This window comes from Microbacterium xerophyticum (assembly GCF_053543555.1).
In genome coordinates this window covers 474,550-488,128 of record NZ_JBLVOB010000006.1, presented here as the reverse complement: position 1 = coordinate 488,128, position 13,579 = coordinate 474,550, and the positions used below count along the sequence as shown (strand labels likewise).

Annotated in this window: 13 protein-coding genes and 1 tRNA gene; 4 read left to right on the top strand and 10 right to left on the bottom strand. The window is 67.0% G+C overall.

Features of this window, described 5'->3' with window-relative positions; all coding sequences use genetic code 11:
- Positions 1 to 27: 27 nt before the first annotated feature.
- The gene (locus ACNPNP_RS09015) at positions 28 to 513 is read right to left on the bottom strand and encodes a Dps family protein (protein WP_448965692.1); all 486 of its coding nucleotides are present in this window, start codon (positions 511 to 513) and stop codon (positions 28 to 30) included.
- A gap of 130 nt (positions 514 to 643) precedes the next feature.
- On the opposite strand from ACNPNP_RS09015, the gene ACNPNP_RS09010 reads away from it, so the two are divergent.
- Complete coding sequence (locus ACNPNP_RS09010) at positions 644 to 1,180, top strand: gamma carbonic anhydrase family protein (RefSeq protein ID WP_448965691.1); 537 nt, start codon at positions 644 to 646, stop codon at positions 1,178 to 1,180.
- Between the two features lie 33 nt (positions 1,181 to 1,213).
- Positions 1,214 to 1,288 (top strand) — tRNA-Ile (locus tag ACNPNP_RS09005).
- 14 nt (positions 1,289 to 1,302) lie between these two features.
- Here ACNPNP_RS09005 and ACNPNP_RS09000 read toward each other — a convergent pair.
- Both ACNPNP_RS09000 and ACNPNP_RS08995 read right to left on the bottom strand, forming a co-directional pair.
- On the bottom strand, positions 1,303 to 1,599 hold the full coding sequence (locus ACNPNP_RS09000) for a hypothetical protein (protein ID WP_448965690.1): 297 nt from the start codon (positions 1,597 to 1,599) through the stop codon (positions 1,303 to 1,305).
- The gene (locus tag ACNPNP_RS08995) at positions 1,599 to 3,596 is read right to left on the bottom strand and encodes a DUF262 domain-containing protein (protein ID WP_448965689.1); all 1,998 of its coding nucleotides are present in this window, start codon (positions 3,594 to 3,596) and stop codon (positions 1,599 to 1,601) included. Before ACNPNP_RS08995 ends, ACNPNP_RS09000 begins: the two co-directional genes overlap by 1 nt.
- 177 nt (positions 3,597 to 3,773) lie before the next feature.
- Between ACNPNP_RS08995 and ACNPNP_RS08990 the strand changes: the two genes are divergently transcribed.
- Complete coding sequence (locus ACNPNP_RS08990; protein ID WP_448965688.1) at positions 3,774 to 4,547, top strand: hypothetical protein; 774 nt, start codon at positions 3,774 to 3,776, stop codon at positions 4,545 to 4,547.
- Positions 4,548 to 4,721: 174 nt separating this feature from the next.
- A complete protein-coding gene (locus ACNPNP_RS08985; protein ID WP_448965687.1) occupies positions 4,722 to 5,225 on the top strand; it encodes a DUF3145 domain-containing protein in 504 nt (167 codons plus the stop codon).
- 148 nt (positions 5,226 to 5,373) lie between these two features.
- Here ACNPNP_RS08985 and ACNPNP_RS08980 read toward each other — a convergent pair whose 3' ends face one another.
- From ACNPNP_RS08980 to aceE, 7 genes are all read right to left on the bottom strand, one after another.
- On the bottom strand, positions 5,374 to 5,835 hold the full coding sequence (locus tag ACNPNP_RS08980) for an ASCH domain-containing protein (RefSeq protein WP_448965686.1): 462 nt from the start codon (positions 5,833 to 5,835) through the stop codon (positions 5,374 to 5,376).
- The gene (locus tag ACNPNP_RS08975) at positions 5,835 to 7,070 is read right to left on the bottom strand and encodes a beta-ketoacyl-[acyl-carrier-protein] synthase family protein (protein WP_448965685.1); all 1,236 of its coding nucleotides are present in this window, start codon (positions 7,068 to 7,070) and stop codon (positions 5,835 to 5,837) included. Before ACNPNP_RS08975 ends, ACNPNP_RS08980 begins: the two co-directional genes overlap by 1 nt.
- A 99-nt stretch (positions 7,071 to 7,169) precedes the next feature.
- Positions 7,170 to 7,418 (bottom strand): acyl carrier protein, encoded by a 249-nt coding sequence (locus tag ACNPNP_RS08970; protein WP_259062007.1) that lies wholly within the window; start codon positions 7,416 to 7,418, stop codon positions 7,170 to 7,172.
- Between the two features lie 68 nt (positions 7,419 to 7,486).
- Positions 7,487 to 8,488, bottom strand: coding sequence for a beta-ketoacyl-ACP synthase III (locus ACNPNP_RS08965; RefSeq protein ID WP_448965684.1), 1,002 nt, complete (start codon positions 8,486 to 8,488; stop codon positions 7,487 to 7,489).
- Positions 8,485 to 9,405, bottom strand: coding sequence for an ACP S-malonyltransferase (locus ACNPNP_RS08960; RefSeq protein WP_448965683.1), 921 nt, complete (start codon positions 9,403 to 9,405; stop codon positions 8,485 to 8,487). Before ACNPNP_RS08960 ends, ACNPNP_RS08965 begins: the two co-directional genes overlap by 4 nt.
- Before the next feature lie 97 nt (positions 9,406 to 9,502).
- A complete protein-coding gene (locus tag ACNPNP_RS08955; protein ID WP_448965682.1) occupies positions 9,503 to 10,696 on the bottom strand; it encodes a PucR family transcriptional regulator in 1,194 nt (397 codons plus the stop codon).
- Between the two features lie 31 nt (positions 10,697 to 10,727).
- Positions 10,728 to 13,454, bottom strand: a complete 2,727-nt coding sequence (gene aceE, locus ACNPNP_RS08950) for a pyruvate dehydrogenase (acetyl-transferring), homodimeric type (RefSeq protein WP_448965681.1) — start codon at positions 13,452 to 13,454, stop codon at positions 10,728 to 10,730.
- Between the last annotated feature and the right edge of the window lie 125 nt (positions 13,455 to 13,579).

Here is a 13,579-nt window from a genome sequence, read left to right as displayed (position 1 = left end):
GGTGCCCTTCTGCGTATGCGGTGTCTGTCACTCAGCGACGTGAGCGACGAGGAACCAGCGGTCCTTCTCGAGGCCGCGCATGATCTCGATCGCGACGTCCTGGCTCGTGAGGTCGATCTCATCGAGGCCGTCGATGGCGGCCTTCGTGTCGACGAGGATCGCATCGATGTCCGCGACGATGTGGCGGATCAGGTCAGCCGACTGCGTGAAGCCTGCCGGAACGGCGGATGTGCCGGCCTTCGAGGCGACCGCGCTGAGTCGCGCGTCGATCGGGAGACCGAGAGCGACGATGCGCTCCGCTGCGGTGTCGGCGAATGCGCCGGCGTTCGCGACGACGGAGTCGAGCAGCTCGTGGACACCGATGAAGTTGGCGCCACGGACATGCCAGTGAGCCTGCTTGCCGTTGATCGTCAGAGCCTGCAGCCCGAGGACGACGGGGGAGAGGAACTGCGCCGCGGCCGCGGCGACCGTCGGGTCACTGGCGGTGGTGGAGATGGTCTGTGCCTTGCTCATTTTTCTTCCTCCAGAACGGCGAATTCGAACCTTATGCAGATAACGCTACTCAGCCTGAAACATTCCGCAAGCAAGCTGAGGCTCGGCTCACTTCCGCGGAAACACGCGGAAGTGAGGATAGTCTCGCCTCATGAGCATCTCGTCGACAGCATCCGTCCTGGCCCTTCAGAACAAGATTCCGCACATCGCGGATGACACCTTCGTCGCCGACGGAGCGCGGCTCATCGGCGCGGTCACTCTCGAACCGGGTGCGAGCGTCTGGTACAACGCGGTGCTGCGTGCCGACTCGGACGGGATCACCGTCGGCGCAGGCAGCAACGTGCAGGACAACGTCTCGGTGCACGTCGACAGCGGCCATCCCGTCGTGATCGGGGAGAACGTCTCGATCGGTCACAACGCCGTCGTCCACGGCTGCACGATCGGCGACGGATCGCTGATCGGGATGGGCTCCGTGATCCTCAGCGGTGCGGTGATCGGAAAAGGCTGCCTGATAGCAGGCGGCGCCGTCATCCTCGGGGGCACCGAGATCCCCGACGGCTCGCTGGTCGCAGGGGTTCCTGCCAAGGTCCGCCGTGAGCTCAGCGCGGAGGAGCGCGCAGGCCTCATCGCGAACGCCGAGATCTATCACTCGCACCTGCAGACGCATCGGGAGGCCACGTCGCTCTGAGACCGGGCGGCACCGCTAGGCTATTAACCCTGCGGGGCGGTGGCCAAGTTGGTTAAGGCAGCGGGCTCATAACCCGACGATTCGTGGGTTCAAGTCCCACCCGCCCTACTCTCAGACGGTGATCACAACGGGCGTGCGGTGATGGCCTCGTTGCCCAGGTCCTTGCGTGCCGTGCGCAGACACTTCGTGCACAGTAGCTCCACCGTGCGCGGATGGTTCTCGCCGCACGTGCAGTCGATCGTCACACGCCACTTGGCACGGCGACCGCAGGCCGCGTAGGCCTCGTCATCGCCGTGGTCGCATTCGCATTCCAGGGGGACGTCGGCGTCCCACCCGAGTGAAATGTCCTCGAACGCCTGGTCGACCGGATCGGCTGCCTTCGGCGCGGCCGGCGCGTCGGTATGAGTCTTCTGTCGCATCACATCACATTCCCGATGTAGGAGTATTTCACGAACACCTCGGCGGCGATACCCGATTCCTCCAGAACGCCCTGAAGGGCGCTCATCATGTAATTCGAGTCCCAGCCCATGTAGAGGAAGTTCTCCTCATCCAGGGCGTCCCAATGACCCTTCCAGGCCATCTCGTCGTATATGGGGCCGCCATGCCGTCTGCTGTACGAGAGCGCCGCCGGCCGCGCGTCCGTCCACGCGCGCCGGAACACCCGGTTGAAGAGCGCGCGGACGTCCTTGACCTCCCAGTGCTCTCCCCGGTACTCGACGTAATCGAACTCACGGTCCCAGCCCGCCGGCCACCCGCGCCGCCGTACGGCGTCGAGCACGGGTGTCAGGGCGTCGTCATCGATCTCGGGGAGCGCGGGACGCGCCCAGATGCGCACCAGCCGCTCCGTGAGCCGCACCGTGCGCTGCGAGATGGCTGCGGTACCCCACGATTCGGTCTCGACGAGCGCGCGGGTCTCCGCGACCGCGCTGCGCGCGTATGCATCACGCCGTTTGTCGTCGTAGGAGGCGCCGAACACACGCTCCGTGAGGCCCTGCTCCAACAGCGTGAGGTTGCCCAGCGTCGGCGCGAGCGCGCGGTGGCTGTTGCGCTCGTCCTCCGTGTAGTCGATCCAGGGCCTCGTCCCGTCGCCCGACCAGGAGTCGCTGGGCACGAGCGGCACGATGTGCTCGACGTCGTAGTCCGCCGTGTCCTCCACCTCTTCGAGCCGCGCGAGCACGTAGGCGGCGTGGGGGAGTTCGGCGTACTTCAGCACGGCGCTGACGCGTTCGTCCGAAGGTGTGATCCGGGCGAACGCGCGCATCAGCGCGTCACGCCCCTCGGCGCGTGCGCGGCAGAGCCTGGCGATCAACCGCTCCGCGGGCAGGCCGACCAGGGCCCTGCGCAGGTAGAGGGCCTGGATCCATTCGAGCGTCTCGATCAGTTCCCGGCGGGGGATGAGGCCACGTGCGTGATCGCTGTAGGCGCTCATCGCGAGGGGGTATGCCGCACGGCCGAACGTGTTGATGTACTCGAGCTGCCTGCGGATCTCGGCATCCTCTTCAGTCGACGGGTCCAGCAGCAGGCCGTAGATCTCGGCGTAGTGCCGCCAGATGTCGGCATCCGCCTGCAGACGTTCCACGTCCACGCGAGGGAAGGAGTGCCGGAACGCGCTGTACACGCCGTGCTCGCCGCCTGCCGCGACCTCGCGACCGGTGGTCATCACGAGGTAGTGACGCCAGAACGCGCCGATCGTCTCGCCTGTGTGACGCTCGATCGGCAGCCAGTAGCGCTCTTCGACGTCGAGCTGCTCGGCGTGGGTGAGTCCCATCAGGATGTAGTTGTGGATCAGTTCATGATCCCGCAGCGGTTCTCCGGTGGAATTCAGACTCTCGAAGATCTGCTGCGCGTTTGCGGAAGGCCCCAGCGTGATCGACACGTGCTCGAGCCTCTGCAGCCCGCGCCAGATGAGCGGCGCCTCGTCGGCGTGCACCTGGCTGCGGAAGAACGCGTAGTTGTCGTCGAAGCGCGACTCGCGATCGGCATCCTCCCGCTGGTCGAGAACCACGGATTCGTACAGCTCGGCCCACGCGTGATGGGGGCGCAGCTTGGTGCGCGACCGGTCCTCCGCGCGCACGAGAACCCGCTCGAGCTCCGCCGCCATCGCAGGCTCGGAATCGCGGACCGCATGGTGAAGAGCGGCGACCAGCAGCATCAGGGTCGTGATGCGCTGCTGTCCGTCGATGAGGATCAGATCGATGTCGGAGGCGTCCTGCGCGGAGAGGATGGAGCCGATGAAGTGACGGTTCGTCTCACCTTCGCGGGCGACGGCACGGATGTCGGAGAGCAGGCGTTCACATCCGCCGATGTCCCAGCGGTACTGCCGTTGATACACCGGCACGACGATCGTCGTCCCCGGCGCGGAAAGCCACTCGATCGTGTTGACGGCGGTCGCTTCGACATTCGTGGCGGTTGCCATGTTGTTCGCTCTTGCTCCTCACGACGGCGCAATCCCGCGCTGCGCCGACAACGAGTCTAGCCGCCGACGAATCGCGGGCGCCGGGCCACGCTGGCGTCGAGGGAGGCGCTGTTAGGCTTGCCTTATCAGGGCCTGTTAAAACGTGCTGGCCCCCGATGAAAGGACATGACCTAGATCATGGGATACATCAAATCCGCTGCGCTCGAGGAAAAGGGCTTCGTCGTCCTCGACAGCTACAACCAGGACCTCGATCCCAAAGAGTGGCTGGACATCGAGTACAACGACTGGAAGTCGTCGGGTGACACCCGCTTCGCGCCGCTCGCGAGTGCGTTCGGCGACATCGAGTGCAACGGCTTCTGGAACCACAAGCCGCCGCGCACCGACAAGGACGGCGTGTGGATCGACTCGCAGGTCGCGAAGGCCCCCAACCTGACGCGTCGCGCGCAGGAGCCTGGCGCGAACGTCGGTCGCTGCCGTGTGATCGAGTTGCAGCCGACCCCGTACGGCGACTGCCTCTACAACCTCCACCAGGACGACAACAATCGTCTCAACCCCGATGGAACCGGATGGGTCGTCCGAGGCTTCTTCAACCTCACCGACGACAAGGACAGCTTCTTCGTCCTGCGCGAGAACCGCACGGATCCGGCCGGTGAGGTGCGCATCGCGCTTCCGGCCGGCGCGCAGCTGATCATCGACACGCAGCGTCTGTGGCACGCCGCGACGCACGTCGGGTCGGAGCCCCGTTACAACCTCATCACCTCGTGGACGTCGGGTCCTGAGCTGGATGCCTACATCGAGAAGTACCACGGCACCGACCAGGTCGAGAACTTCGAGGTCCCTCAGGACGTTCTCGAGGCAGGCTATGCCGAGCAGGCACGCAAGGATGCTGCGCGCGCCGCTTACTACGCAGCCAAGGGCCAGCAGGTCAAGCAGGCGATGAGCGAGGCGTAACCCGCACATCGCTGTTCGAAGACAGCCCCGGCCGGCAGGCCGGGGCTGTCTTCATAATCACACGCTTGTGATTTCCGCCTGTCTGGGCGATAATCGGCGTATAACCGCATATTCTCGCCACACTTCGTTGGCTCAGGTCGTTGGGGAAGACGCACCTGAAGAAACGGAGAGATCATGGCGACGGCTTACGCACGCGGAGTGGTGTACATCCACTCCGCGCCTCGCGCGCTTTGCCCGCACCTGGAATGGGCGGTCGGACGCGCTATCGGTCGTGCGGTGAACTTCGAGTGGGCTGAACAGCCTGTACTCGAAGGATCTCGTCGTGCCGAGTTCTACTGGGACGGCCCCGTCGGCACCGGCGCTGCGCTCGCGACCGCGATCCGCGGCTGGGAGCACCTGCGCTTCGAGGTGACCGAGGACCCGACGCCGCGCAGCGACGGAGGACGCTGGCTGCACACGCCCGACCTCGGCATCCACTACGCGCAGACGGACGCGGCAGGCAACATCGTCATCGGCGAGGACCGCATCCGCTACGCCATGGAGATCGCGGCAGGGAGTGCTCTCGAACTGCAGCGCGAGCTCGACGTCGCGCTCGGATCCGCCTGGGACGACGAGCTCGAGCCGTTCCGCCACGCCAGCGACGATGCCACGGTCGTCTGGCTTCACAAGGTCGGCTGAGGCCGACCCGCAGACCCGGGGCGCAGGAGGCGTCAGTAGCGGATGCCGGTGAATCATCCCGGACTCCGAGAACGCGAATCCCGCCCCCCGCACGACGAAGGCCTCGCTCCGACAGGGTCGGAGACGAGGCCTTCGTCATGCGCCCGATTCAGCTCGGGTGCATCAGGCGGAAGCGTTCGCAGACGACCGGCATGTCCGCCTCGAAGCCACGAGGGTTCTCCGAATGCATGCGCCAGTACCGCTCGTGGACCTCGCGCCAATGCGCGAGCGTGCGGTCGCCCTCGCCTTCGGCGTGCGCATGCTCCGCGGTGACCTGGTCGAAGGGCACGGTGTGCACGTCGACCGTCTCGATGACCGCCCGCGGTTCACCGGCGCCGTCGAGGATGATGCTCAGCTCGCCGTGCTCGGGAATCGGATCTCCGCTGGCCTCGTAGTCCCACAGGGACGAGGCGGTGCCCGTCTTCGTACCGGCCAGCACCAGCTCCAACAGCCCGTCGGCGTGCGCGGGCGTCGCCCCGAACGCCCCCGCGACGGGGAGCCGGGTCGGCAGCTCAGGATGAGCCGTGCGCGCCTCGGCCCAGAACGCGGCCAGAGACGCGGGATCGCTCATCAGTCCTCGTAGGACGCGAACGCGGCGACGGCGTTGTGTCCGCCGAAGCCGAACGAGTTGCTGATCGCGAGCTGCGGACCGTCGCCGAGGGGCTGCGCATCCCCGGACACGCGCAACGGGATCTCCGGGTCCTGCGTGGTGAGGTTGATGGTCGGGGGAGCGACGCGGTTCTGGATCGCGAGGATCGTGAAGATCGCCTCGAGTGCTCCGGTGCCGCCGAGCAGGTGACCGGTGGATGCCTTCGTCGCCGATACGGGGATGTCGTGCACGCGGTCGCCGATGACGCTCTTCAGTGCGGCGTACTCGTTGGGGTCGCCGACCGGGGTCGACGTGGCGTGGGCGTTGACGTGTGTGATCTCGTCGGGTGTGCGACCGGCGGTCTCGAGCGCCAGCGTGACCGCGCGCGCTGCGCCCTCGGGTGCGTTGGCGGTGATGTGGTACGCGTCTGCCGTGACGCCGCCGCCGACGAGCTCGGCGTAGATCTTGGCACCGCGCGCCTTGGCGTGCTCTTCCGTCTCGAGGATGAGGACGGCGGCTCCTTCACCCATCACGAAGCCGTCGCGGTCTTCCGAGTACGGGCGGGAGGCGGTGGCGGGGTCGTCGTTGCGACGCGACAGCGCCTGCATCGACGCGAATGACGCGATCGTGATCGGATGGATGGCCGACTCCGTGCCACCGGCGATCACGACATCGGCCAGACCGGACTGCAGGTGCTCGTAGGCGTTGACCAGCGACTCCGTGCTGGACGCGCAGGCGGAAGCGACGGTGCGCGCGAAGGCGCGTGCAGTGAAGTGGAGGGAGAGGTTGCCGGCTGCCGAGTTCGGCATCAGCATGGGGACCGTCATCGGCATGACGCGACGGGGGCCCTTCTCGCGAAGCGTGTCCCAGGCGTCCAGCAGCGTCCACACGCCGCCGATTCCGGTGGCGAAGTCGACGCCGAGCCGTTCGGGATCGACGTCGGGAGAGCCCGCGTCCTCCCAGGCCTCCATCGCCGCGATCAGCGCGAACTGCGACGAAGGGTCGAGGCGCTTGGCGACCGGACGTGCGAGCACCTCTTCCGGACGCACCATCGCCTCAGCGGCGAACGTGACGGGGAGCTGAAGTTCTTCGACCCACTCGTGCTCGAGGGTACGGCCCCCGGACATACCGGCCAGCAGATTGGTCCAGTTCTCCGGAGCCGTGCCGCCGATGGCGGAAGTGGCGCCGATACCGGTGACGACGATGCGCTTGGTCATTGGGTGTGGTTCCTGTCGAAGGGGACGAGAGCGGTCTCTGGAGAGGGAAGGCAGAGGATGCCACGCCCCGCGGGACGCGAGGGTGGCATCCGTCAGGTCTTACGCCTGGCCGGCGACGATGAAGTTGACGGCGTCTCCGACGGTCTTGAGGTTCTTGACCTCGTCGTCGGGGATGGTGACGCCGAACTTCTCCTCGGCGTTGACGACGATCGTCATCATCGAGATCGAGTCGATGTCGAGGTCGTCCGTGAAGGACTTCTCGAGCGCGACCTCTGAGCCGTCGATGCCGGTCTCGTCGGTGATCAGCTCTGAGAGGCCGGCGAGGACCTCATCGTTGGTGAAAGCCATGTGGTTTTCCTCTTTCTTGCGGGTTGTATTCGGAACCGATGAACAGTTTAGGAGGTCGCCGGGCGGGATCAGGGGAGGACGACGACCTGCGCGGCGAACACCAGACCGGCACCGAAGCCGATCTGCAGGGCGAGCCCACCCGACAGTTCGGGGTGCTCGGCCATCAGTCGATGGCTCGCGAGAGGGATCGAGGCCGCCGAGGTGTTGCCGGTGGTCTCGATGTCGCGTGCGATGACTGTGGTCTCCGGAAGCTTCAGCTGCTTCGCGAACTCGTCGATGATGCGCATGTTGGCCTGGTGCGGGATGAAAGCGGCGATGTCCGCCGCTTCGACGCCTGCGACCTCGAGGGCCTCACGCGCGACCTTGGCCATCTCCCAGACAGCCCAGCGGAACACGGTCTGCCCCTCCTGACGGAGGGTCGGCCACGGCACCTCGCCGTCGCGGAACTGGGTGAGCGTGCCGTTCATGCCCACCGCATCCGCTTTCGAGCCGTCTGAGCCCCAGACAGCCGGTGCGATGCCCGGTGTCTCGCTGGGGCCGATCAGCGCCGCACCAGCGCCGTCGCCGAGCAGGAACGAGATGCTGCGATCTGCGGGGTCGACGACATCCGAGAGCTTCTCGGCGCCGATCACGAGCGCGTAGTGCGCGGCGCCGGCGCGGATCAGCGCGTCGGCCTGTGCGATGGCGTACGCGTAGCCGGCGCACGCGGCGTTGACGTCGTATGCGGCGGCCGGGTTCGCGCCGACCCGGTCGGCGACGATCGCCGACACCGAGGGCGACTGCTTCGGATTGCTGATGGTGGCGACGATCACGAGGTCGACCTCGGATGCTGCGACACCTGACTTCTCGATCGCCTCCGCTGCCGCGATGGCGGCGAGGTCGATCGCGTCGGTCTCCTTGACGGCGCGCGCACGGGTGATGATGCCGGTGCGCTGGCGGATCCACTCGTCACTGGAATCGATGGGACCGATGAGGTCCTCGTTCGGTACGGCGTTCTCTCCGCGTGCGGCGCCGAACGACAGGATCCGGGTGTACTGCGGGCCGGTGGCCTGCTTCAGGGTGGCGGTCATGCGGCTGCTCCGTTCAGCAGCTCAGCCGCTGCATCGAGGTCTTCTGGTGTCTTGACGGCTACGGTGGGCGTGCCGCGGAGGCCGCGCTTGGCGAGACCGGTGAGCGCGCCCGCCGGAGCGAGCTCGATGAGGCCGGTGATGCCGTTGTCGGCGAAGGAGGCCATGCAGAGGTCCCACCGCACCGGTGCAGAGACCTGGTTGACGATCAGGTCGAGCGCCGTTGCGCCCGACGTGACGATCGTGCCGTCGCTGTTGGTCCAGAGCGTGATCCGGGGATCGCTCGGGACGACCTCGCCGACAGCGTCGCGCAGCGTCTCGACGGCGGACGCCATGTACGAGGTGTGGAAGGCACCGGCGACCTGCAGCGGGATGACCCTGGTGCCCTTCACCGGCTCCTCGGCGAGGCGCGCCAGTGCAGGGAGGGCTCCGGCGACGACGATCTGACCGCCGCCGTTGTAGTTGGCGGGGGAGAGTTCGAGTTCTGCGAGGCGATCGAGCACTGCCTGCTCGTCTCCGCCGATCACCGCGCTCATCCCCGTCGGAGTCTGTGCCGCGGCATCCGCCATCGCGCGTCCGCGCACGCCGACCAGGCGCATGGCCTGCTCTGCAGAAATGACCGCGGAGCCCACCAGAGCCGCGAGCTCGCCGACCGAGTGACCGGCGACGCCGTCAGGAACACGACCGGCGCGGTCGACCAGTGCTTTCGCTGCGATCAACGACGCCGCCACGATGAGCGGCTGCGCGATGCGCGTGTCACGGATCGTGTCGGCGTCCGACTCCGTGCCGTGGAGGATGAGATCGACTTCGGCGGCCTCGGAGTACGCCGCGAGGGTGTCGGCGACGCCGTCCAACTCGAGCCATGGGGTGAGGAAACCGGGGGTCTGTGAGCCCTGTCCAGGGCAGCAGGCGACAATCACCTACTCAGTCTGCCAACGTTCGCGCCAGAACGGTGGATGAACCCTCACAAGATTCCGAGATTCCCTTGTGTGTGGCGTACAGCGTTCGGGCGCGGGGTCAGCGTGTGCGGCGGTTGGCCGGGCGTCGACGCACGGGATCCGTGGCGCCGATCGAGCCGATGATCAGCGCCGTCTGCAGGATCAGGGCCTCGCGGGGACCCGTGGCATCCCAACCGATGACCTCGCTCACGCGCTTGAGGCGATAGCGCACAGTGTTCGGGTGCACGAAAAGCTCGCGCGCCGTGGCCTCGAGCGAGCGGCCGTTGTCGAGGTAGCTCCACAGCGTCGTGACCAGATCGGTCGAGTGCGCCTGCAGAGGGCGGTAGATGCGTTCGATGAGCGTCTGCTTCGCCAGAGGATCACCGGCGAGTGCGCGCTCCGGCAGCAGGTCATCGGCCTCGACGGGGCGGGGGGCCGTTCGCCATGCCCGCGCGACGGCGAAACCGGCGAGAGCGGCGCGCGCACTCTGACCCGCGTCGACGAGAGCCGCGACCGGAGGGCCGAGCACGACATAGCCCGGGCCGAATGAAGGCTCCAGACGCGCGGCGATGTCTTCGAAGGCGAGCTCGTCCGCGACGTCCTCGCGCCCGACTACGCGTGCGCGGCCCAGCACCAGCACGAGGCGCGAGCCCTGAACGCCGATGAGGACGTCGACCGAGAGCTTGCGGGCGGTGCGGCGCACGTGGTCGACATCGAACTGCGGAGGCGTCGTGCCCACCAGTACGCACACCTCGCCATGGCCGTGCCAGCCGAGAGCCGCGATGCGGCTGGGCAGTTCTTCGTCCGCCTCGCCGGTCAGGATGGAATCGACCACGAGCGCTTCGAGTCGTGCATCCCAGAGGCCGCGTGCTTCGGCGGCGCGTGCATAGACGTCGGCCGCGGCGAACGCGACCTCGCGGGAGTACAGCAGGATGGCCTCGCGCAGATCCTCGCCCTTGCCCGCGACCCGCTCCTCCGTGACCTCGACGGTCACGCGGATGAGCTGGAGGGTCTGGGTGAGGCTGACGCTTCGCAGCAGCTCGCGGGGAGCGGCGGCGAAGATGTCGGCCGCGATCCACGGAGTGGAGGTCGGATCGTCGAACCACTGGATGAACGAGGTGATGCCCGCCTGGGCCACCAGCCCGACCGCGGAGCGGCGAGCTGGTGGCATGTCGGCGTACCAGGGCAACGTGTCCTCAAGGCGCTGGATCGTCGCGGTGGCGAGATCGCCGGATATGCGGCGCAGCCAGGCGAGTTTCGTTGCCTTGTCCATCGAAGCGGGAGACGATCCGGTCACACGGCGCTCAGCTCTCGCCGCCGGCGTTTCCGCTCGTGCCGGCGTTGACGTTGTGCAGGTCGTACTTGGAGATCGCCTGAGCGATCACCGAGCGCTCGACCTGCCCCTTGTCTGCGAGACCCTGGAGCGCACGGACCACCATGGAGGGACCGTCGATCTTGAAGAATCGACGGGCCGCCGCACGGGTGTCAGCGAAGCCGAAGCCGTCGGCGCCGAGCGTGTAGTAGTCGCCCGGAACCCACTGGCGGATCTGGTCCTGCACCGCGTGCATGAAATCGCTGGTCGCGACGAACGGACCCTCGGCACCCTGCAGCTTCTGCGTGATGTACGCGACCTGCGGCTCCTCCTCGGGGTGGAGGAAATTGTGCTCGTCGGCGGCGAGGCCGTCGCGGCGCAGCTCCGTCCAGCTGGTGACGGACCACACATCGGCGACCACGCCCCAGTCCTTCGCGAGCAGTTCCTGTGCCTCGAGAGCCCACGGCACGCCGACGCCGGAGGCGAGCAGCTGGACGCGGGGGCCGTCGCCCTGGCCCTCGGAGACCCGGTGCAGGCCCTTGAGGATGCCCTCGACGTCGACGTTCTCCGGTTCGGCCGGCTGCTTGAACGGCTCGTTGTAGACCGTGAGGTAGTACATCACGTCGGGGTCGGGGTGCGATCCGCCGTACATGCGCTCGATGCCCGCCTGCACGATGTGCGCGACCTCGTAGCCGTACGCCGGGTCGTAGGTGATCGTGGCAGGGTTGGTCGACGCGAGCAGCGGGGAGTGCCCGTCAGCGTGCTGCGTGCCCTCACCTGTCAGCGTGGTGCGACCGGCGGTCGCACCGATCACGAAGCCGCGGGCCATCTGGTCGGCTGCGGCCCAGAACGCGTCTCCGGTGCGCTGGTAGCCGAACATCGAGTAGAAGATGTAGATCGGGATGAGCGGTTCGCCGTGCGTCGAGTACGCCGTGCCGGTGGCGGTGAACGCCGCCGTGGCACCGGCCTCGTTGATGCCGACGTGCATGATCTGGCCCTGCGGGCTCTCCTTGTAGGCGAGGAGCAGTTCGCGGTCGACGGCCGTGTAATTCTGGCCGTTCGGGTTGTAGATCTTCGCGGTCGGGAAGTACGCGTCCATTCCGAAGGTCCGCGCCTCGTCGGGGATGATCGGCACGACACGCTCACCGAAGCCCTTGACCTTCATGAGGTCCTTCAGCATGCGGACGAACGCCATCGTCGTGGCGACCTCTTGGTTGCCAGAGCCCTTCTTCGGGAACGCGTAGTCCTTGTCCTCGGGGAGGGTGAGACCGACGTGGGTGGTGCGACGCTCGGGCAGGAAGCCGCCGAGGTCACGACGGCGATCCAGCATGTACTGGATCGTCTCGTCCTGCGCGCCGGGGTGGAAGTACGGCGGCTGGTACGGGTTCTCCTCGAGTTGCGCATCCGTGATCGGGATCTGCATGGTGTCGCGGAAGAGCTTGAGGTCCTCCAGCGTCATCTTCTTCATCTGGTGCGTCGCGTTGCGCCCCTCGAAGTGCGGGCCGAGGCCGTAGCCCTTGACCGTCTTCGCGAGGATCACCGTCGGCTGGCCCTTGTGCTCCATCGCGGCCTTGTACGCCGCGTACACCTTGCGGTAGTCGTGGCCACCGCGGCGCAGCTTCCAGATCTGGTCGTCGGTGTAGTCCTTGACCAGAGCGGCGGTGCGCTCATCGCGACCGAAGAAGTTCTCGCGCACGAAGGCGCCGTTCTCGGCCTTGTAGGTCTGGTAGTCGCCGTCGGGGGTGACGTTCATCAGGTTGAGGAGCGCGCCCTCGGTGTCGCGGGCGAGCAGGTCGTCCCACTCGCGTCCCCAGACGACCTTGATGACGTTCCAGCCGGCGCCGCGGAAGTACGACTCGAGCTCCTGGATGATCTTGCCGTTGCCGCGCACCGGGCCGTCGAGACGCTGCAGGTTGCAGTTGATCACGAAGGTGAGGTTGTCGAGGCCCTCGTTGGCGGCGACCTGCAGCTGACCGCGCGATTCGACCTCGTCCATCTCTCCGTCGCCGAGGAACGCCCACACGTGGGAGTCGGCGACGCTCTTGATGCCGCGGTTCTCGAGGTACTTGTTGGCCATGGCCTGGTACACCGCGTTGATCGGGCCGAGCCCCATCGAGACGGTCGGGAACTGCCAGAAGTCGCGCATCATGCGCGGGTGCGGGTACGACGGGATGCCGTTGGGCGCGCCGGACTTCTCCTGGCGGAACGCGTCGAGCTGTGCCTCGCTCAGGCGTCCTTCGAGGAATGCGCGGGCGTACATGCCGGGGGAGGCGTGGCCCTGGTAGAAGATCTGGTCGCCGCCGGACGAGTCGTCCTGACCGCGGAAGAAGTGGTTGTGGCCGACCTCGTAGAGCGAGGCCGCCGACGCGTAGGTCGAGATGTGCCCGCCGACGCCGATGCCTGGGCGCTGGGCGCGGTGCACCGTGATCGCCGCGTTCCAGCGGATCCAGTGACGGTAGCGGCGCTCGAGTTCTTCGTCGCCGGGGAAGTCCGGTTCGTTCTCCGACGCGATCGTGTTGATGTAGTCGGTGGTCGGAACCATCGGCACGTTGAGGTGGAGCTCCTTCGACCGCTTGAGCATGCTGAGCATGATCTCGCGGCCGCGGCCGTGACCCTTGGAATCGACCAGCCCGTCAAGTGACTGCTGCCACTCGCCGGTCTCCTCCGGATCGCTGTCGAGGGGGCCCTGGGAGTACGGATCCTGGTCGTGGACGGTCACAAGGAGCCTTTCGTCAAGCTGGCAGGTCTTGCCAAGGAAACGGGAAGCGACGCGGGGAGCCTTGTCGGCTCGGCACAACGCGCGCCGCATTCAGCCTAGCCCTCTTAACAGACTCCGTCGCGCAT